The organism is Candidatus Bathyarchaeota archaeon A05DMB-5 (assembly GCA_019685655.1).
GTDB lineage: Archaea > Thermoproteota > Bathyarchaeia > Bathyarchaeales > Bathycorpusculaceae > DSLH01.
Map to the genome: position 1 here is coordinate 132,569 of JABFQP010000003.1, position 19,971 is coordinate 152,539.

23 protein-coding genes and 1 tRNA gene are annotated in these 19,971 nt (G+C 42.4%); 15 read left to right on the forward strand and 9 right to left on the reverse strand.

The features are described from left to right. Window positions 1-15: 15 nt before the first annotated feature. Both HM003_05090 and HM003_05095 read left to right on the forward strand, forming a co-directional pair. On the forward strand, window positions 16-483 hold the full coding sequence (locus tag HM003_05090) for a hypothetical protein (protein MBX5328712.1): 468 nt from the start codon (window positions 16-18) through the stop codon (window positions 481-483). A 6-nt stretch (window positions 484-489) separates the two neighbouring features. After that, window positions 490-873 (forward strand): hypothetical protein, encoded by a 384-nt coding sequence (locus HM003_05095; GenBank protein ID MBX5328713.1) that lies wholly within the window; start codon window positions 490-492, stop codon window positions 871-873. A 74-nt stretch (window positions 874-947) separates the two neighbouring features. On the opposite strand, the gene HM003_05100 is transcribed toward HM003_05095, so the two are convergent. Further along, a complete protein-coding gene (locus HM003_05100) occupies window positions 948-1,490 on the reverse strand; it encodes a hypothetical protein (GenBank protein ID MBX5328714.1) in 543 nt (180 codons plus the stop codon). Between the two features lie 169 nt (window positions 1,491-1,659). Here HM003_05100 and HM003_05105 point away from each other — a divergent pair, with 169 nt between their 5' ends. Further along, window positions 1,660-2,076 carry a hypothetical protein gene (locus HM003_05105; GenBank protein ID MBX5328715.1) on the forward strand — a complete coding sequence of 139 codons (417 nt, stop codon included), beginning with the start codon at window positions 1,660-1,662 and terminating at the stop codon, window positions 2,074-2,076. A gap of 91 nt (window positions 2,077-2,167) precedes the next feature. On the opposite strand, the gene HM003_05110 is transcribed toward HM003_05105, so the two are convergent. Further along, window positions 2,168-2,359 (reverse strand): hypothetical protein, encoded by a 192-nt coding sequence (locus HM003_05110; protein MBX5328716.1) that lies wholly within the window; start codon window positions 2,357-2,359, stop codon window positions 2,168-2,170. 130 nt (window positions 2,360-2,489) lie between these two features. On the opposite strand from HM003_05110, the gene HM003_05115 reads away from it, so the two are divergent. Further along, a complete protein-coding gene (locus HM003_05115) occupies window positions 2,490-2,606 on the forward strand; it encodes a desulfoferrodoxin FeS4 iron-binding domain-containing protein (protein ID MBX5328717.1) in 117 nt (38 codons plus the stop codon). A gap of 34 nt (window positions 2,607-2,640) precedes the next feature. Further along, complete coding sequence (locus HM003_05120) at window positions 2,641-2,913, forward strand: hypothetical protein (protein ID MBX5328718.1); 273 nt, start codon at window positions 2,641-2,643, stop codon at window positions 2,911-2,913. Window positions 2,914-3,016: 103 nt separating this feature from the next. Here the strand turns inward: HM003_05120 and HM003_05125 are convergent. Both HM003_05125 and HM003_05130 read right to left on the reverse strand, forming a co-directional pair. Next, a tRNA-Ala gene (locus HM003_05125) sits at window positions 3,017-3,108 on the reverse strand. Window positions 3,109-3,147: 39 nt separating this feature from the next. After that, a complete protein-coding gene (locus tag HM003_05130; GenBank protein ID MBX5328719.1) occupies window positions 3,148-4,569 on the reverse strand; it encodes a glutamine synthetase in 1,422 nt (473 codons plus the stop codon). Window positions 4,570-4,876: 307 nt separating this feature from the next. Between HM003_05130 and HM003_05135 the strand changes: the two genes are divergently transcribed. The 4 genes from HM003_05135 (at window position 4,877) to HM003_05150 (ending at window position 9,112) form a co-directional block, all read left to right on the forward strand. Continuing rightward, window positions 4,877-6,355, forward strand: a complete 1,479-nt coding sequence (locus HM003_05135; protein ID MBX5328720.1) for a hypothetical protein — start codon at window positions 4,877-4,879, stop codon at window positions 6,353-6,355. Between the two features lie 333 nt (window positions 6,356-6,688). Next, window positions 6,689-7,243 carry a hypothetical protein gene (locus tag HM003_05140; GenBank protein MBX5328721.1) on the forward strand — a complete coding sequence of 185 codons (555 nt, stop codon included), beginning with the start codon at window positions 6,689-6,691 and terminating at the stop codon, window positions 7,241-7,243. Window positions 7,244-7,482: 239 nt separating this feature from the next. Then, on the forward strand, window positions 7,483-7,629 hold the full coding sequence (locus HM003_05145; GenBank protein MBX5328722.1) for a hypothetical protein: 147 nt from the start codon (window positions 7,483-7,485) through the stop codon (window positions 7,627-7,629). A gap of 58 nt (window positions 7,630-7,687) precedes the next feature. Then, a complete protein-coding gene (locus HM003_05150; GenBank protein ID MBX5328723.1) occupies window positions 7,688-9,112 on the forward strand; it encodes a cysteine--tRNA ligase in 1,425 nt (474 codons plus the stop codon). Window positions 9,113-9,134: 22 nt separating this feature from the next. Here the strand turns inward: HM003_05150 and HM003_05155 are convergent, their stop codons facing one another. Then, window positions 9,135-9,926 (reverse strand): lipoate--protein ligase family protein, encoded by a 792-nt coding sequence (locus tag HM003_05155; GenBank protein ID MBX5328724.1) that lies wholly within the window; start codon window positions 9,924-9,926, stop codon window positions 9,135-9,137. Between the two features lie 182 nt (window positions 9,927-10,108). On the opposite strand from HM003_05155, the gene HM003_05160 reads away from it, so the two are divergent. Both HM003_05160 and HM003_05165 read left to right on the forward strand, forming a co-directional pair. Then, window positions 10,109-10,549 carry a 30S ribosomal protein S12 gene (locus HM003_05160; GenBank protein MBX5328725.1) on the forward strand — a complete coding sequence of 147 codons (441 nt, stop codon included), beginning with the start codon at window positions 10,109-10,111 and terminating at the stop codon, window positions 10,547-10,549. Continuing rightward, window positions 10,549-11,142, forward strand: coding sequence for a 30S ribosomal protein S7 (locus HM003_05165; GenBank protein MBX5328726.1), 594 nt, complete (start codon window positions 10,549-10,551; stop codon window positions 11,140-11,142). Before HM003_05160 ends, HM003_05165 begins: the two co-directional genes overlap by 1 nt. A gap of 18 nt (window positions 11,143-11,160) precedes the next feature. Here the strand turns inward: HM003_05165 and HM003_05170 are convergent, their stop codons facing one another. Continuing rightward, entirely contained in the window at window positions 11,161-12,336 is a 1,176-nt protein-coding gene (locus tag HM003_05170; GenBank protein MBX5328727.1) for a TGS domain-containing protein, read from the reverse strand. A 173-nt stretch (window positions 12,337-12,509) separates the two neighbouring features. Here HM003_05170 and tuf point away from each other — a divergent pair, with 173 nt between their 5' ends. The 3 genes from tuf (at window position 12,510) to HM003_05185 (ending at window position 15,001) form a co-directional block, all read left to right on the forward strand. Continuing rightward, window positions 12,510-13,814 carry a translation elongation factor EF-1 subunit alpha gene (tuf, locus tag HM003_05175; protein MBX5328728.1) on the forward strand — a complete coding sequence of 435 codons (1,305 nt, stop codon included), beginning with the start codon at window positions 12,510-12,512 and terminating at the stop codon, window positions 13,812-13,814. A 125-nt stretch (window positions 13,815-13,939) separates the two neighbouring features. Next, window positions 13,940-14,650, forward strand: a complete 711-nt coding sequence (locus HM003_05180) for a hypothetical protein (GenBank protein MBX5328729.1) — start codon at window positions 13,940-13,942, stop codon at window positions 14,648-14,650. A 9-nt stretch (window positions 14,651-14,659) separates the two neighbouring features. Then, on the forward strand, window positions 14,660-15,001 hold the full coding sequence (locus tag HM003_05185) for a hypothetical protein (protein MBX5328730.1): 342 nt from the start codon (window positions 14,660-14,662) through the stop codon (window positions 14,999-15,001). Between the two features lie 15 nt (window positions 15,002-15,016). On the opposite strand, the gene iorB is transcribed toward HM003_05185, so the two are convergent. Together iorB and iorA are read right to left on the reverse strand one after the other, a co-directional pair. Next, the gene (gene iorB, locus HM003_05190) at window positions 15,017-15,625 is read right to left on the reverse strand and encodes an indolepyruvate ferredoxin oxidoreductase subunit beta (protein ID MBX5328731.1); all 609 of its coding nucleotides are present in this window, start codon (window positions 15,623-15,625) and stop codon (window positions 15,017-15,019) included. Between the two features lie 13 nt (window positions 15,626-15,638). After that, the gene (gene iorA, locus HM003_05195; GenBank protein ID MBX5328732.1) at window positions 15,639-17,522 is read right to left on the reverse strand and encodes an indolepyruvate ferredoxin oxidoreductase subunit alpha; all 1,884 of its coding nucleotides are present in this window, start codon (window positions 17,520-17,522) and stop codon (window positions 15,639-15,641) included. A gap of 149 nt (window positions 17,523-17,671) precedes the next feature. Between iorA and HM003_05200 the strand changes: the two genes are divergently transcribed. Beyond that, window positions 17,672-19,117: a tryptophanase gene (locus tag HM003_05200; protein ID MBX5328733.1), complete on the forward strand. Its 1,446-nt coding sequence runs from the start codon at window positions 17,672-17,674 to the stop codon at window positions 19,115-19,117. A 69-nt stretch (window positions 19,118-19,186) separates the two neighbouring features. Here HM003_05200 and HM003_05205 read toward each other — a convergent pair whose 3' ends face one another. Further along, entirely contained in the window at window positions 19,187-19,969 is a 783-nt protein-coding gene (locus HM003_05205; protein MBX5328734.1) for a crotonase, read from the reverse strand. Between the last annotated feature and the right edge of the window lie 2 nt (window positions 19,970-19,971).

Here is a 19,971-nt window from a genome sequence, read left to right on the forward strand (position 1 = left end):
ATAGTAGGTATTGTAATGGTAAAAGTGCTTGTCGTTTATGAGTCGAAGTATGGCAATACTAAACGTGTCGCAGAAGCAATTGTTGAGGGAATGAACGAAGCTGAAGAAGTAGAAGTTACAATTAGGGAACTCAAAGAGGTTGACCTTAACGCAATCTCAGCGTATGATGCTATTTTGATTGGTTCTCCAAACCATTTTGGTGGACCAACAAGAGGTATCAAGGGCTTTATTGACAAGTTTGGCGAGTTACAGTTGCAAGGGAAAAAATTCGCTGTTTTTGACACGTATATGGGAGGAGATTTTGAGAAAGCCGCGAAGAAAATGGAGAAGCAAATAAACGAAAAAGTTCTGGGATTAAAACAGATAATTTCCGGGTTGTCAATAAAAGTTCAGGGGATGAAGGGACCTATTTTGGAAGGCGAGTTGCCTAGATGCAGAGAGTTTGGACGGAAGATAGCGGCTCAGCTTAAGCTAGGTGGATGATGGAGCATGGTTGAGGGGAAAGTTGAAGGCTCAAGGTTGCAAACCCAAGGAATCATTCTTGTGGGTGTGCTGTGGCTGCTTCAATCGGTTGGTAGGCTTTCTTTTGCTTTCGTTGGTACGCCCGAAGGAATGGGTAAGTTTTTAGATGTGCCCATTTCTCCTACAACATCTCAAATATTGTTTGTTATGTTTCTTTTCTTAGGTGTTTGCGGGATTATTGCCGCTTTTGGTGTCTTGGCAAAGCAAAAATGGGGCTTTTGGGCTATAATCATGGTTAGCATTGCAACTGTAGCCTTTGACATTTGGGGAATAACACTCCAATACACAGCAGCTCTCGGCTTAATCGTTCCAGTCATATCAATCTTCTACCTCTACCTTAAAAAATCATAAATGCTAACAAACACAAACTAAAAACTTCTAATATTTACAGTATTTTTTAAATAAGAAAAAGGGGAATTTGGTTTTTAACTGGGTGGCGCTGCAGTTTCTGTTGGATGTTTCATGAAGGCGACAAAGGCTATTATTGCTGCGACTAATGCAATCCAGAAGCCGAAGGATAGATAGGTCGAATAGTCAATACCCAAGTAATTTCCGCTGGAAAACAGACCCACTGTTGGTCCTGTTCCTAGAAGAGGATTCGAAAGCTCATTTTGCAAGCCTACGGCAAAGACTATTATTGCAATCAATGCGAGAACCCCACCACCTAAAAGCAGTTTCTTTCCGAGTGCTGTTACACTGCCGACAATCAGAAGCACACCACCTATAATGACTAGTGCAAGAGCTGTCCAACTGTACCAAATATTCAATGCGGTTGCTGGAGCTGGAGGATTAGTAAGATCAATTGTCATTGTCGTTCCCCCTGATGTATAGGTTGCTTTTGCTTGGTACAAGTATATTGAAGCGTCTCCTGACATTCCTGTCGCCGACTGCGCCATTGTCCACCATGGTAGTGCGATGCTGACGAAAGCCAATATGCCTGCTATTATTCCTATGTAGTTTATTTTCAAACAATTCTCTCCTTTTTCATTAAGCATTTTATATCTATGCATATAAAATTTGCTGAACAATTTTAAACACAAAGTGAAACCGTCTCCCCTTCCGAATTCTCAACTAAATTTTAAGCGATAAAATTTAAGTGAACTAAGCCTTTATTAATATAACAGTCGGTGAAAAAAAATGGTGCAAGTCAAAAAAGTTAACCTTCTAAAAACCGTCAATATTGACAGCATCACTATTAGAAAAGACCATTATTTTCCCAAAGCGTATGTTATTGACTTTCCTTTAGACTCAGAGCCAGACCACGTTTGGCAAGACATTTTTGAAAGAGAATGGAGAACAAGCAGACATTTGTGGGATAGAAAACTCTTCCTGATCGGTGACACGTTAAGGCTTGTTGCGACTCCTGAAGGTATGGAGGAGAAGATAAATTGGGTGAAAGAGGTTATTGCAGCAACGAATAAGGGCGTTGAAGATTACAATAGACGTATGAGTGTTACTGTGGATGCGAAGCCGGAAACGCAGCGAATAATAATTGAACATGATGAAGTTGTTGAAAGAATAAGAGCAGCATTGAAAAGAGTGCTTCAAGCTTAAGATTCCTGCAAATTTATGCGTGGATTCTATCTTTAGAAAATTCAGTGATAAGCTTGCGCCTTTTTGAATAAGAATTGCTTTTTGGCGTGTGTTATTTGAATATCCATTTTATCCACATGAGCGCTACTGCACCGCATGCGATGGCTCCTGAAGAGATTAATATTGCTAGTTTTTGCCAGAAGTCAAGACCACCAGCGAAGAACGCGAGATAGAGCACTATAAAAGCTAGCCAACCTACGCCGATGATGACTGTTGCTGCTACTTTTGAACCTAATGAGTTCATGATAATCACGTTGTTTAGAGAGCTAATATGTGTTGTGTTTGTTTTTCTTACGATTATTCGCGTTTGTTGGTTGTGTTAGAAAATAAATACTTAAAAGGGCAATAGGTGTTGTGTGCGAGGTGAAACATGTATGACTAAGGTTGGAGATGTTTATCTCTGCGAAATATGTGGTAATAAAGTTAAAGTTTTGGAAGCTGGTAAGGGCACGTTGGTTTGTTGTGGTAAACCAATGAAGCTTGTCAAGTAGATAGTTGGTGTTAAGAAAAAGGGCGGTGAATCGTGTGAGTGAAGTTCGGTATTATAAAGGAAAGTATAGGGTTAAGGTTTTGACGGAAAGTCGTGGAAACTGGATTGTGGAAGCTTTGGAATCTTTTGAGGACAAGTTTTATGGTGAAAAAGTGGAGGTTAAGATTGGAGAAAGGCGTATTGTTGCTCCTAACTTGCTTTTTAAAAGAAAAAGTTTGCCGGCACCGCCAAAAGAGCATGTTTACGAGTTGAAGATGGAGAAGAAGCTAAAGCATTTAATCGCAAAGGAAGAGAAAAATAGGCAATAAACGATTGTGATATGCCTTTTACTGTCTTTTCTTTTGCGCTCTGCGGAAGCTATAGCCCCTTATAAATAGGTTGAACTTTAACTTCTCACTCTGTTTATGCGTTTGGTGGACGGGGCGGGATTCGAACCCGCGGCCTCCACGACTTTGGCGTATTGTTGCCAACGTGGCGATCATACCAGGCTGATCTACCCGCCCATGTTAGAGTAACATTTTTGGATATGCTATAAGCGTTTCTCAGCCGTAATGCAGATACTGTTTTAGTATGTTCTCGATTTTGTTTGGTTTGTCTGCTAAGCTTTTCCATAAATCTTTGTCCTTGTACGCCTTCAACTTTTCTATTATTTTGTCAATTAGTTGTTTTGGGAAAATGCCGTTTGCTTCGTAGAAGCGTCTGTCTTTTCGTAGGTGTTGGGCGGATTCATTGCATGAGCGTGGCAAGGCTTTAAGTCTTTTTCTTTTGCCGCTTACCGTTTCAACATGCAAGTTCTCAGCAATTTTCAACGTTTCTTCGGATTTTTCCAGTCCATAGTTAATGGCAACTGCTACTCCAGCAAAAAGCAGGTAAGCGTTTGCAAATGGGTCAGGCGCTCGGTACTCAAATGTTTCTCGGCAATTGTTTTTTTCTACAATTCCTTTCTTGAAGCTCCACCATAGTGGAATGCGAATCAAAGCTAGGCGGTTGCGGGCGCTCCAGCAAATGTTCATAGGCGACTCTTTGTGCGCAACAAAACGTAAGTATGATGCTGGTGTTGGGTTTCCAAATGCCGAAAGACTTGGTGCAAACTTTAGTATTCCACCAATCATTTTCAATGCGTCAGCGCTTAAAGTTCCGTTTGGATTAGCAACTATGTTTTCTCCATTTTTTAATCCGCACAAGTGAATGTGCAATCCGTTTCCTGCATGTTCCAAGGCTATTTTCGGCGAGAATGAAGCAGAGGCGCTGTATTTCGCGCATGTGTTACGAATTACCCATTTCGCAATGGCGATTGTTTCAGCCATGTCCGTTAGATTCTGTGGCAAAAATTCTATTTCCTGCTGTTCCATGAGCGTGTTATCCTTACTCAGTATCCAGCCGACTTCGCTGTGACCATACTTTGTGCTAATTCCAATGTTAGCCAGCGTTACTAAAATCTCGTTTCTTAGGCTTTCAAATTTCGCGAAAGGCGCAGACTCATGATAATTTTTGTCAGGCGTTCCGGGAAAAAGCATGTCGCTTTCCACCTTGGAAATTACGTAAAACTCTAGCTCAGCCAGAGCCTTTAGAGCAACACCCCTTGAAGAATGCAGTTTTTCTTCCGCTCTAGCCAAAACGTTTTTGGGGGCAACATCCAAAGGTTTACCATGCTCATCCAAATAGTCACACAGAATATTTAATGCAGGCACGGGCAAAAAAGGATTCAAAAATGCTTTGTCAAGTCTTGGCACAATGTAAATATCACTCTTGCCAGGCTCAATGAAAGAGAAAAGGTTTGAACCATCAACTCTCTCGCCAAATTCCAAAATTTCGTAAATTCTACTCGTGTCACTTGCTGAAAAACTTAAAGTTTTTAATCGTCCATCTTCGGGGATGTGACACAAATTTACTATTCTAATGTTATTTTCTGTGACAAACTTGACTACATCATTCTTTTCCGAGAAGTGTAATGCTCTTTGCATGGAACTCTCTCCGTAGGTACCTTACTCTTTTGAAAACCGCTATTTTAATCCTCTCATAGAACTTCATGAAAATCATGAAACGCCGCTTTTAAACTTAAATCTGTCCGCGCGTTTTCGCCAAAAATAGAGCAAATTTTGAAACTTATGCTGGATCAGTTTGACACCTTGCTTTTGAGAAAAAATGGCAGAACATGCTTAAAAAACAAAAGAACAATTTTGGATACATGCGCTTTCGCATCTATGAACTGCAAAAAATTATAAGGATTTCATCAGATATCATACGCTTTGAAAAAAGGAGTTAGATAACTTGAAATTGAAAAACACAATTGTTTGTATTGGAATACTTATTGGTCTTCTAATGCTTGGATTATTTCCATTTAATCAAGGACTTGCAGAAACAATGCCCTCTCCGTCATGGAGAGTAAAGACCAACATGCCAACTGCAAGGTCACAAGCCGCGGTGATAGCTGGAGACGATGGAAAAATCTACGTTATTGGCGGCTGGGACGGTAGCAATGTACTAAATACTGTTCAAGCATATGACCCGATGACAGAAACATGGGCTAACCGAGCACCGATACCTCACGGAGTCAGAGGAGCAGCTGTTACCAAAGGATCTGATGGAATAATCTATGTAATCAGCGGAGTCGATTCAGCATGGGATCCTTTGAGCAACGTTCAAGCCTACAACACCACCTCGAATTCATGGACGAGTAAAGCGGATATACCAGTTAAAACTTGGATGGGCGCTGCAGCTACTGGAAACGACGGAAAAATCTATGTCATTGGCGGTGAATCATATGAGGTTGGACTCTATTACAGCAACCTAACACAGATATATGACCCTGCCACTGACACGTGGACCAACGGCACTCAGATGCCCACAGGAAGATGCGAATTGGGCGTGGTTAAAGGGCCAGACGGATTAATTTATGCTTTTGGCGGATACAATGACACTGCATTGTCCGTTGTAGAAGCATACAATCCTTCTGCAGGGACATGGATTAAAAAAGCATCAATGCCTAAACCCAAACTAGAATTTGGAGTAGTCTTGGGACTAGACAACAGAATTTATATCATAGGTGGAGGAGCTAACTATGGTAACAATGAGGCACCCTTCTATGACAGCGTTGAAGTTTATGACCCAAAAACTGACACATGGAGCACGCCAACATGGCAAGAGTCCTACCTGCCAACACGGAGAAAAGAACTAGGCGCCGCTGTCGGCAAAAACGGAAAAATCTACGCAATAGGCGGATGCAACGGCGCTTATCTTCAAGCAAATGAAGAAGCAACGATTATAACACCAGAAAACATACGCCCCACAGCCTACATTGACTCGATAACGCCAAATCCAATAGTGGAAGGAGAAAACATTACATTCACTGGGCACGGCACAGATTCCGACGGTTCAATTGTTGCCTACGAGTGGAGATCCTCCATTGACGGCGTGATTGGCAATACTGCAACATTTAAAACTTCAACCTTGTCAAAGGGAACTCACACGATATACTTCAGCGTGAAAGACAATTCAGGAGCATGGTCAAATGAGGCAGTAGCCACTGTTACGGTTAATGTTCCAACGACTGAAGACCCACTTTATCAAGAATTGCAGCAGCAAAACTCAGACCTAACTGATAAAATAAATGGTTTAACACAGAAACTTGACATGATGACATACGCGCTTCTTGGGGCAATAATAGTAGCCATCGTCCTCGGCATAGCCACAATAGCGTTGATGCTTCGAAAGAAAGCACCGCCTCCACCAAAGCCTCCCACCCAATAGTTTCCATAAGTATATTCCATTTTTTCTTTCTCGTTTTTAACCCAAACAACACACTAATTAACCAGCGAAAGATAGCGAACCTCAAAAATTGTTTGAAAAATGTTCTTTTGCACATGCTATTGATATGAACGGAAAAGAGCTATTCAAAAAACGAAAATGGAAACAGTATCCACTTGAATAAAACCATGGAAAAAGACCATGCCTAACTCCAAGCATCATGCACTTTATTCTTAATAAGTATGGATACGTCTTCCTATGGATATGTTTTGAGGATTCGCTACGTTTATTTATAAAGAATGGGCATTATAGGTTGAAGAAAAGGGAGAAAGAGCGATGTCTAGAAAAGCTCCATCGAAGGACGAAGCCTTAGAAGCATTGGACTTTATAGTCAATGTCCTGAAGGAGCACGAGAAAGACTTGGATCGCTTGATAAGCGAGTTGGGAAACATAGCTGAAAAACTGGGTACTGCGGGCGAGTTTAGTGGAAAAATAGAGAAAGTAGAAGAAAGATTAACCACGCTGCAGAATGAAATTGCAAACTTAATCACTTACCTATCAACCACGCATGAGACATCCCAACTGCCAATCCAAACGCTTCAGGAACAGAAAACTGAAACGCGTCAAGCAAGAGAAACCCGTGGTCCGCCAGTGATTCTGCGTTGCAAGCAGTGGGAAGATTTCTTGACACTCGCTTATCAAGCTGAAACATTGTCTTTCTTGTATCGCGAAGCTGAGAAGAGTTTTCAGGCGGATGCTTTGAAGAACGGGCAGATAATAACCTATAGTGGTGAGCTTCCGAAGTATACTTCGCTTTTGAAGACGTGGCTTGCGAAGCAGTTGGATGTGCCGGAAAAGAAGATTTTGGAAGGTATTTTGGCTATCGGCTGAGTTATGCGTTAATGTTTGTATGTTCTTTTTATTCAGTAATCTTTTTATAGCTGGCTTGTGTCTTAAGTCTTACGATGCAATTGGAGGGCTAAGGTTGAAGGCTAAGCCACAATCAGCCGAAAATCGGTTTTTCCGTTTTTCGAAGCCTTCTCCTTTCTCCTCGATGACGGAAAGTGGCTGGTTGGACTTGCCGACAAACAATGAAAGCCCTCCACAAAAACGTTAAGGCGAATAAGCTAATGAGCGAAAACGAACGCGTAATACGAAAAATTCGCGAAGAATTCCTAAAATTCGAAAAAACAATGGAAGAACTACACTTCCTCAGAAACGTAGCGCAAGACCTCAAGAGTTTCAGAAAAATGATGAAACTCAAGCGATACGACTAAAAAAAGTTAAGGTAAAATGCTTAAATAGGCTTCCATGTTATTTCTTTGGGAAAACCCAATGAATACTTCAGCTGAAAACATGCACTTTTTCAACACTTTAACACGGAAAAAAGAAAAATTCGTTTCCTTAGAAAAAGGCAAAGTGAAAATGTACACGTGCGGACCCACAGTTTACGATTACGCACACATAGGTAATTTCCGCGCTTTCGTTTTTGAAGACCTACTACGGCGGTGGCTTGAATACCGCGGTTTCCAAGTAACCCAAATCATGAATATTACAGACGTTGACGACAAAACAATCAAAGGCTCACGAAAAAAACAAATGCCAATAAAAGAATACACAGAATACTACACAAAAGCCTTCTTCGAAGACATAGAAGCCCTAAACATACAAAAAGCAACACTTTACCCAAAAGCTACAGAGCATATCCCCGAAATGATAGCTCTAATCAAAAAGCTTTTGGAGAAAGGCTACGCCTACAAAGGCGAAGACGGCTCAATCTACTACAGCATCACAAAATTCAAAGACTACGGAAAACTCTCAAAAATCAAAATTGAAGAACTCAAACCAGGCGCCAGAGTGAAAGTTGACGAGTACGAGAAAGAAGAAGCCCGCGATTTCGCACTATGGAAAGCATGGGACGAAGAAGACGGCGACGTTTTCTGGGAAACAGAACTTGGCAAAGGAAGACCCGGATGGCACATTGAATGTTCGGCAATGTCAATGAAATACCTTGGCGAAACATTTGACATCCATTGCGGCGGCGTGGACAACATGTTTCCACATCACGAAAACGAAATCGCCCAGAGCGAAGCAGCAACAGGAAAAAAATTCGTTAACTATTGGCTTCACAACGAGCATTTGCTGGTTGAAGGCAAAAGAATGGCTAAGCGCTACGGCAACTATTACACTCTACGAGACTTACTAGCAAAGGGCTACAATCCCACAGCTATACGTTACCTGCTAATGTCAACCCATTATCGACAACAGTTAAACTTCACATTCGAAGGATTAGAAGCAGCAAAAAACGCAGTAGACCGCCTAAAAAGTTTCACACATAGGCTCTTAGATGCGGATGGAAAAGAAAGCGGAGAAAAAATAACGCAGCTAATGGCTCAAGTGCAAAAGAATTTCGAGGAAGCCATGGATGACGACTTAAACATAAACGTCGCACTAGCCGCACTATTCGATTTTGTCAGAGAAGTCAACAAGCTAATGGACAATAACCTACTCAGCAAGAAAGAAGCAGAAGAAGTCTACAACCTAATGCTACGTTTCGACAAAGTCTTAGGAGTAATAGGTGAAGCAAAAAAAGAAGAAAAACTCCCAAAAGAAGCCGAAGAACTCATCCACAAAAGAGAAGAAGCCAGAAAAGCAAAAGACTGGAAAACAGCAGACAAAATCCGAGAACAACTCAAAGCCATGGGCGTGATTATTGAAGACACACCTCAAGGCGTGAAATGGAGAATCGAAAAACGCTAAACTTACATTTCTCAATTACACTTTAAACTTTAGTTTGGGCGTGAATATTCCAATCGTCAGTGGAATATTTTTCTTTACAGAGCCTCTCTGCGAGTTCACGCTCATAAGATGTCAATTCACCTTCCAAAAGCGGAACTTTCAAAGCCTTCTCGAAACCCTCAACCAACGCTTGATACGCTTCACTTACTGAAACACTCTTTCCAAGCTCCATCCTCAACGATGTTATCTTATTCTTCGCCACACCCACAACTTGCATGCACGTTCTTGCCCAAGGAACACGCAAAAAGGTGAACATTTTCTCCAAATCAACATCCAAAAGCAAAGTGCCATGCTGCAAAACAACTCCACTTTTGTGAGACTGCGCGCTTCCAGAAATTTTCCTACCTTTTACAGTAAGGTTTGGGCAAGTTTTCTCGTTGCCCATGTTAAAGTCAGCGGTTACTCCAAGAATCTTTAAGGCTTCTACTATGCCCTCGTAGACTTTCGCATAAACAGCAGTTATGTCTTTGGCGTTTAAAGTGTCTTTTTTGGCGATTACGCTGTAGGTAATTTCGCCTTCAGCATCGTGATAGACTGTGCCGCCTCCGGTTATTCGCCTAACCAAGCCGACACCATGTTTTCTACAACTGTCCAAGTAAACCTCATTGTTAACATCTTGAAATTTGCCTATCGAAACAGCAGAGGGATTCCAACAGTAAAACCTTAAAGTATTCGGAGACACGTTGTTTATTCTTGCAGTTAATATAGCCTCGTCAACAGCCATATTCATGAACGCGTCATGAGTTTCGAGTTTTAGTAGCCGCCATTTGTCCATTTGCAAGTCTCCGCTGCTTTATTTCCCTAATGCTTCGGTGACTAATTTTTATGTTTGTCTATTTGGGCTTCTCAATTAATTATGAATTTTTTCCGCAAAATTTTTCGATGCCATGGCAATTTTGCATGTTACAGTTTAAATATTAGTGTTGTGATTACTCGTAGCGAAGGGAAAAACTAAGTATGGGTTCAAAATCGCCTAAAGGCGAATTCGCCGCAAGAAAACTCACTGAAAAACGGAACAAGTTCCGTTGGAGTAGCATGTACTATAAACGTCGAATGCTAATGCTGGATGTGAAGGCAGACCCGCTTGAAGGCGCACCTATGGCACGCGGCATAGTTCTCGAAAAAGTAGGCGTGGAAAGCAAGCAGCCTAACAGCGCCATACGCAAGTGCGTAAGAACCCAACTCATAAAAAATGGACGGTCAATAACCGCTTTTCTGCCTGGAGACGGCGCATTAAATGTTGTCGACGAACATGACGAAGTAATTGTTGAAGGCATCGGCGGTTCACGTGGAAGAAGCATGGGAGACATTCCCGGCGTGCGTTGGAAAGTAATAATGGTTAACGGCGTCTCGTTGAACGAGCTTGTTTACGGAAGAAAACAGAAACCTGCACGGTGATGATGTTGAGCCAGAAGCAGCAAGAAGAGAAAGAAATTAAATTTTTTGAGAAATGGAGCTACAAAGACGTTCAAGTTAAAGATTTAGGTTTACAAGGGTATATTTCTTTAAAACCGCTTGTTGTTCCGCATAGTATGGGAAGACATGAACACGCGCGTTTTCGCAAAGCAAACGTCAACATAGTCGAACGTTTAGTGAACAATCTGATGCGCCCCGGAAAAAACGCGGGTAAAAAAGCAAAAGCCATGAACATTGTAAAGCACGCGTTTGAAATTATCCATTTGCGAACTGGCAAAAACCCCATAGAAGTGCTTGTCAGAGCAGTGGAGAATTCTGCGCCTTGCGAAGACACAACACGCATCAGCTACGGCGGTATAGTTTACCACTTATCCGTAGACATTGCTCCACAAAGACGCGTAGACTTAGCCTTAAGAAACATTTGCGAAGGAGCAAGACAAGCATCAATAAACAATCCACGTTCAATAGAAGAATGCCTTGCAGAGGAACTTATTTTAGCTGCAAATCATGACATGAAAAGCTACGCAGTTTCAAAACGCCACGAAACAGAAAGAGTAGCCCAAGCATCAAGATAGCGGCATAGAAACTCTTAATTATTTTAGATGAATCTCAACTACGTCTCCATCTTCCAAAACAAACGATGCTCCCACTTTCTGTGGACTAAAAGTAAAGCGTTTAGCCCAAATTTTCGCAAAGTAAAAGTTTTCTTTGAAGTCGCTATGAATGTTTTTGGCTAAATCGTAAACCGTTGCGCCTTTCTTTAAGACGAAGGGTTTCTTGGAATAATCTTTCATGTTCGGCTCTTTAGTGTAAACCCGTATAATATCAAGTGTCTTGAATAAAGTTTCACCTAACTTGTCTAAGCCATATCCACTGGTGCATGAAACTGCAAGAATTGGCAGTTTTTCGCCCACATAAGCCCTCAACAACTTAAAATTCCCCTCTGCACCAGCCAAGTCAATTTTGTTCGCAACAACAACCGCCGGCTTATACACAGTATTCTCAAAAATGGCATCTTCAACCTCGTCAAGTGTAGCTTCGCCTGAAATCTTAACCACAGCATCTCCAATCCGATAGCTTTTCAGAAGGTCCTCAACATCACGGAAACTACAGTCAACAAGTCTACCAAACACGATTATCCGCAAGCCGGCACCCATAAACTTACGCTCAACCTCCACCTTCGCCTTAGGTTTGCTAACGAGAATTCGCGCTTTCTCTAACTCGTCTAAAATAAGAGACAACTGTTCCACGGAATTCTGCGACAAATCCACCATCAAAACTAATCCATCAGCATTTCGTGCCAAAGCCAAAGTCTGAAGCCCCCACGCTCTACCTTCAGCAGAACCTTCAATCAACGCTGGAGCTTCTAAAAGCTGAAATTGAATATCTTCAAAATTCATTATGCCTGGAACTGGCTCTCGCGTGGTGTAAGGCGCCCATGAAACTTCAACTTTCGAGTTTGTAACCGCTCCAAGCAAACTGCTTCTCCCAACATTCGTCACGCCCAAAAGCACAATTTGAGCCGCGCCTTCCTTCTCTATGAAATATTTCGGTCCTCCCTTTCCAGCGCGCTTTCGCTTTTTCTCTTCCATTTCCTTGCGCATCACTGCAATCTGCTTTTTTATTTGACCGCGAAGCTTCAAAGTGCCCTTGTGTTTCGGAACCAAACTTAGGAACTCTTGCATTCTCAGAAGTCTTTCCCGTGGATTTTTTGTAGCTTCAACTTCTGCCCATTTCTTTTTTGCATCAGGAGGCAAATTTGTCGGCATAAACTAAACGCTTCCAATACTGATTTCGAAATTTTACTCTAATATTTGTTTCCGCGACACCATACTCGTCAAGCTGCAGTATCATAAAAAGATTAAAATAATTGAATGAACAGTTGTGTAAACGAATTCACTAAAATTTAGAGGAGAAAAATCAAAAATAAGGAGGAAAAAGAATGAGCAGACCAGAAAAGCCGCACTTAAACCTAGTAATCATGGGACATGTTGACCACGGAAAATCAACAACCACAGGACACTTGCTATACTTGGCAGGAGCCGTAGACGACAGAACAATAAAAGCGTTCGAAGAAGAAGCCAAAAAAATGGGCAAAGAAACCTTCAAGTTCGCATGGGTTCTCGACAACTTGAAAGAGGAAAGAGAAAGAGGCTTAACAATTGACCTTCGATTCTTAAAGTTCGAAACCAAAAAATACTATTTCACAGTAATCGACGCACCAGGACACAGAGACTTCGTTAAAAACATGATAACCGGCGCAAGCCAAGCCGACGGTGCAATACTCTTTGTGTCAGCCAAAAGAGGCGAATTCGAAGCTGGCATCGGACCTGGCGGACAAACCCGAGAACACGCGTTCTTGGCTTTTACTTTGGGCGTTAACCAATTGACTGTAGCTATTAACAAGATGGATGATGTTTCTGTTAACTGGAGCCAAGACAGATACAACGAAGTCAAAAATGAAGTTGCAAGAATGCTTAAGATGGTTGGTTATAAGGTTGAGAAAATACCGTTCGTGCCAACATCCGGCTGGACTGGCGACAACCTTGTCAAGAAAAGCGACAAAATGCCCTGGTATACTGGACCAACATTAATTGATGCTTTAGACACTTTTGAGGTTCCTCCAAAACCAACAGGCAAACCATTACGCATTCCAATTCAAGATGTTTACAGCATTACTGGTGTAGGCACAGTTCCAGTGGGTCGAGTGGAAACTGGAATATTGAAGGAAAACGATGTTGTCATATTCATGCCAGCAAACAAGCAAGGCGAAGTGAAATCTTTAGAAATGCACCACACAAGAATACCGAAAGCTGAGCCAGGCGACAACATTGGATTCAACGTTAGAGGCATTGCAAAAACAGACATTCGCCGCGGAGACGTCTGTGGACACGTTACAAATCCGCCAACAGTAGCCAAAGAATTCATCGGGCAAATAATTGTCATCTATCACCCCACGGCTGTTGCAGCAGGATACACACCAGTTCTGCACTACCACACAGGACAAGTTGCATGCCGGTTCACTGAGCTAATAAAGAAAATTGATCCACGTTCTGGGCAAGTTGTAGAAGAAAAACCAACATTCTTGAAAACCGGCGACGCAGCCTGGGTAAGAATGGAGCCTTTGCATCCAATCGCCATCGAGACTTACACTGAATTTCCTGAACTTGGAAGATTCGCAGTAAGAGACATGGGAACAACGATTGCCGCGGGTGTGGTTAAAGAGATCACGAAGAAAGGACCATAAAATTTCTTTTCTTCCATTTTTATATTTGTATTCCACGTTTTTTGAGTTCTGCGTGTTATGCTTAAGTTTTATCAATAAATAGCCTTAAGTTCTCATATAAAACCATTAGAAATAGAGTTGGTGTCATGTCTGGAACTGAAACGTTGCTTCCATACTTGAAGGAAAAGAAAACCGAAGAGCAAGAGCAGCCGACAATAATTGTTGACAGTCGCGAGGCGAATACGGCTACAAAAATTGTTAAAGGTCTCAGAGAACGCGGCGTCAATGTTAAAATTGAAACTTTAGAGAAAGGCGACTACATCTTATCTGACATGTGTGCTGTGGAAAGAAAAACCGTTCAAGACTTTGTCTACACGCTTACTAGACGTTACCTTTTCGAGCAACTTTTCAAACTGAAAGAGGTTTATCCCAAATCGTTAATCGTTCTGGAAGGCTATCTGCCAATAATTTACAAATTTAGCCGAATCCAACCAGTCTCGGTTTGGGGCGCCATGTTTAACCTCGCAAAAAACGGCATAGCAATGGTCAACACAACCTCATACAAGGAAACAGTGGATTTTCTTTACGTGGCTGCTCGCCAAGAACAAATAGTTGAAAAACGGCATCCAACGATTCACCCAATCAAAAAGTGCGAAACAATAGAAGATGCCCAGATATACTTGATTGCAAGTTTGCCATTGGTTGGTAGAGAAAAAGCCATATCCATCCTCAAAACCTACCAGACACCACTGAACGCGCTGATAAACGTGGACGACTGGCCCAAAACAGTTTATGGACTTGGACCGGTAATAAGCGGCAAAGTTAAAGAAGTGCTGAACACCCCTTTCAAGGAGTGAAAAAGCTATATGGACGTGGAAGTTTCTCCGACGCGAAAAGTCAGCATACTAGGGTTAGACAAGCGTCCAGTCAACGATATCGTATGGTGTGCTACGACATTCGGCGCGAACAGGCTTTACTGGATAGATGGGTATGTTTTATGCTTGGAAGTTTACGAGAAATCCTTCGAGCATGAGCTGAAAAAGAAAGAGTTTCCAATAAGCCAAATCTGCTATGCGAAATTTCCGAAATACGAGAAAATTTATGAAGTGGAAAAGAGCCTTCAACTTCCAATAGTTAACGTTTCGGACATGAAAATCTTCAAAAGCATTCTGGAGGTGATTTTGAAAGACGAAAACGAGCAAAAATAAAATGGTTGAAGGCACTTAATGTTTCAGTTTATATTTTTGTGCGTATTCATAGCCAAGTTTGAATGCTTTAATGTTCGTGCCTAAATGTTTGGTGGGCACAAGTTCCTTCAAAGCTTCTAGGATGCTTTCATCTTTTACTGGTATCTTTTTCGTAGCAGCTAAAGCACCGATTAACACAACATTTTCTGTTAGGATGTTTCCAGCTTCTTTGGCAAGTTTTGCAGCTTCCACGATAATGATGTTCTTTGTGAAACTGCAAATCTTGTTGGTTATTTCTTTCAAGCTTGGGTATTCCATCTTTTTAGCAGTGAGCTCGGTTGGCGTAATCCTTTCATCACTCATTATAATGATTGTCTTTTCTGAGGCGAAGTTCAAACTGCGCAGAGTCTCTAATGGCTCAAATCCCAAGAGTATATCTGCTTTACCGTCGAGAAACGTGGGCGCCAAAACATTTTCTCCAATTCTCACGTTAGAAACTACTGCTCCGCCTCTCTGCGCCATTCCGTGAATCTCGCTTACTCGAACGTTCAACCCTTCCTTAAGAGCCGCTGTTCCAAGAATTTCCGCTGCTAAAAGTATGCCTTGCCCGCCAACTCCAGTCAAAACAATGTTGAATCCCTTCATTCATAGCACTTCCTTAACCTATCTCCTCACATTTTATAGCTTGGTATGGACAAACTGAAGCGCACAATCCACATCCGATGCAAAGTGTTTCATTGATGCTTGCCTTTCCATCCACCAAAACCAAAGCTGGACAACCCAGCAATTTAATGCATGCCATACAATTCGTGCATTCCTCAGTTATTTTGCAAACCATTATTTTTGCGCCCTTTCGTCGTCTATCTCTAACAACCATTAAGGCACAAGGAGAACGGAAAACAACTACAGAAGGACCAGAATGCTGTAAGGCTTCCTTCAAAACTGCTGTTGCCTCTTTAACTTTGAACGGGTCAACAACTCTTACGAATTTTACACCGCATCCCTCAGCAACTTTTTCAATTAGCACCTTCTCGGTCGGAACACCCATGCCTGTCACGCCTGTTCCTGGGTGTGGTTGATGTCCAGTCATGGCGGTTGCTTGGTTGTCTAGAACGGCTAAGGTTATTTTGTGGTTGTTATAGACGGCGTTAATTAGTCCTGGGATAGCTGCATGGAAAAATGTAGAGTCGCCAATAATTCCAATAGTGTCTCTTCCCGTCACTTTGCTTATGCCTTGGGCCATGCTCACGCTTGAACCCATACACAAGAAGCCATCACCAATGCTTAATGGCGGCGCAAATCCCAAAGCGTAACAGCCTATGTCGTTTGGGTAAACTGCTTTGCCATCCGTGGCTTTCCTTATCACGTAGAATGTGGCTCTGTGAGGGCATCCAGCGCATAATATTGGCGGTCTGCGCGGCAAATCTTTCAAAACTTCAGCGTATTTTCTGTCAATCTCTTTGAGGTCTATTGGCAATTTTCTTCTTGTTATCTTTGCTAAGCCAATCACTACCGCGCGTGTAGAAAGTTCGCCGTCTCTCGGAAAATACAGTGTACCCATTTTTCCATAAATCTTCACGTTTGGAGCGTAATCCTTGGCTATGGCTTTAATTTGCATTTCCAGATAAGGCTCAAGCTCTTCAACAACAACGATTTTCTTGTGCTTTCTCAAAAAAGTTCCTATCAGTTTTTCTGGCAATGGATGAGTCATGCCCAGTTTGAGGATGCTGGCGTCTAAATCTAACGCATCTATAGCTTCCATGGCGTAGTTGAAGGCTGCGCTTGCGGAGATTACGCCAAGCTTGCCACTTTTGCTTCTGCGCACTATGGTGTTGTATGGTGATGTTTCGCTGATTTCTTTAGCTTTCTCCGCTTTTGTCAATAGAACAGTGTGCATTGGTCTGGAATTCGCTGGAACCAGATTCATGCGTTTTATGTCTCTGACAAATTCGCCTTTGAGACTAGGTTTTGTAAGTTTGCCGTAAGTTACTGGTCCGCGTGTGTGACTCACTCGAGTTGTAGTCCTAAGCAAGACTGGAAGCTCTAATTTTTCGGAAATTTCAACAGCAGAAACTGTCATGTCTTTGGCTTCTTGGGCGTTTGAAGGCTCTAAGCATGGAAGATTTGCGAGTAAAGCGTAAAAACGGTTATCTTGCTCGTTCTGGGAACTGTAACATTCTGGGTCATCAGCCGTAACGATTACGCATCCGCCTTTTACACCCATGTACGCTAATGTCATAAGTGCGTCTGCAGCAACATTCAATCCTACATGCTTCATTGCAGAAAGCGACCGCACACCACAGTTTGCAGTTGCCGCAGCAACTTCCACAGCAACCATCTCGTTAATTGAATACTCCATATAAACGCCCGCTTCAGCCGCAATTTCAGAGATGGAATCCGCTATTTCAGACGCCGGCGTGCCCGGATAAGTGGTTACCACGCTTATGCCCGCTTCTAAGATTCCTCTGGCTATTGCTTCGTTGCCAAGCAAAAGCGCCCGTTTATTTGGCGCATCTTGTAATAGTAAACGTGAATCAGGCAAACATTTTCTCCTCAGCGCGTGTAGAAGTCGTTCATTCTTTCGGCTTCAAATATAACTTTTGGTGATTCAACGCGAAAAGCAATCTTGAACCGAAAGAATTATTAAAACGCGGTTAGGATACACAGCTTTCATTCGTGAGGTTTGTAATAATGTCCATAAAACTGTCTAATGGAAAAGAAATCCCAATTGAAATGCACAAGGCGCGGATGGTGCAGAAAATTTCTTTGCCACCAGTTGACCAACGTCTCAAAGCCATAGAAGAAGCGGGCTACAACACCTTCCAGCTTAAAACTAAAGACGTGTTTCTCGACATGCTCACAGACAGCGGCGTAAACGCAATGAGCGACAACCAATACGCTGCCATGATGCGGGTTGACGACGCTTACGCAGGCAGCATGACCTTTTACGAGTTCGCAGACGCAGTAAAAGACGTTCTAGGATACAAATATGTAATGAATGTTCACCAAGGAAGAGCTGCAGAACATTTAATCTCCAAAGTGTTCGCGAAACCCGGTGATGTGGTTCCGACAAACTATCATTTTACTACAACTAAGGTTCACATTGAATTGACTGGTGGAGCTGCATGCTTAGAAATTTATTATGATGAAGCGTTGAAAACGGAAAGCATTAACCCGTTTAAGGGCAACATGGACCCACAAAAACTGAAAAACGTGATTAAAAAGTATGGAAAAGAAAAAGTAGCTTACGTGCGCATGGAAGCAACAACTAACCTTCTTGGCGGTCAACCATTCTCAATGCAGAATCTCAAGGAAATCAAACAAATCTGTAAGGAGCACGGCTTAATTCTCGTTTTAGATGGAAGCCTAATCAGCGAAAACGCCTATTTAATAAAGCAGCGCGAAAAAGGCTACGAAAACAAAACAGTCGCGGAAATAGTCAAAGAAATGTGCAGTTACGCTGATATTTTCTACATGAGCGGAAGGAAAAACACGTGCGTCAGAGGCGGCTGCATAGCAACAAACAACAAGGAACTGTTTGAAAAGTTGCAGCCTTGGCTTCCAGTTTACGAAGGCTTCTTCACTTACGGCGGAATGTCTCAAAGGGAAGTCGCAGCTATGGCTGTTGGAATGCGCGAGATGGTAGACTTTGATATGGCTGGTTGCGCAATAGAACAAATAAAATACTTTGTGAATAGACTGAAGGAAACTGGAATTCCAGTGGTTACGCCGCCAGGCGGATTGGCTTGCCATTTGGACGCAAAGAAGTTTTTGCCACACATTCCCCAATCAGAATATCCAGCTGGCGCGTTGACAGCAGCACTCTACATTGTTTCGGGTATCCGAAGCATGGAAAGAGGCACAATTTCAATGGAAAGAGACAAAGATGGAAAGGAAGTCTTCGCGGATTTGGAATTGACTAGGCTTGCGCTTCCAAGAAGAGTCTACACTATATCACACATTGAATATGCAGTGGATAGGATAAACTGGCTTTACAAGCACAGAAATTTGGTGAAAGGCTTAAAATTCGTTTTTGAACCGCCAGTGTTGCGTTTCTTCCTTGGAAAACTAGAAGCCTTAGACAACTGGGGAAGAAACCTAGCTGAAGTATGCAAAAAAGAAATAGGCGACCACTAAACTCTTTCCAACTTTATTCTTTTTAATGTAACTCTAGAAAATAAAGGAAAGAAGTTCAGAGTTTTTTGTTTATTTGCCTTTGAATGTTGGTTTTCTTTTCTCTGTAAACGCCGCGACGCCTTCTTGCAGGTCTTCTGTTGACGCAACCACGCCGAAGCCTTCACGTTCCAAAGCCAACGCAGCATCCAAGCTTATCTCTGAGCCCTTATTGATTAATGCTTTAGCAACTTTAAGCGCTACAGGAGCTTTTGACGCTAACTCCAAAGCAAATTGCCTCACAGTTTCTCGAAACTTGTCAACGGGGACAACCATGTTCACAATACCAAGCTGCTCAGCCGTTTTCGCGTCAATCATCTTCCCCGTATAGACCAACTCTTTAGCTTTTCCAACACCCACCAAACGCGTAAGCCTCTGCGTCCCACCCCAACCAGGAATCAAGCCAATATTGATTTCTGTTTGTCCCATCCTAGCGTTTTCCGAAGCAACACGAAGGTCGCATGACATGGCAACTTCTAAGCCGCCGCCCAAAGCGTAACCGTTTATCGCCGCTATGGCAGGTTTCTCCAAATTTTCAAATGCGAGACAAAGTTTTTCACCCATCAACGAGAGCTCTCTTGCTTTCAACGCGTTCATTCCTTTCATGGCTTTGATGTCCGCGCCCGCTGAGAACGCTTTTTCCCCAGCGCCAGTTAATACAACAACGCGCACATTCTCATCATTTCGAGCGTCTTCTACAGCTTGCAAAACCTCTTTTACAACTTCTTTGCTGAACGCGTTTAGTGCTTCTGGACGGTTCAAAGTGATTGTGGCTACGCCTTCGCTTTTCTCGTAAATTATAAGTTTAAACTCCATTT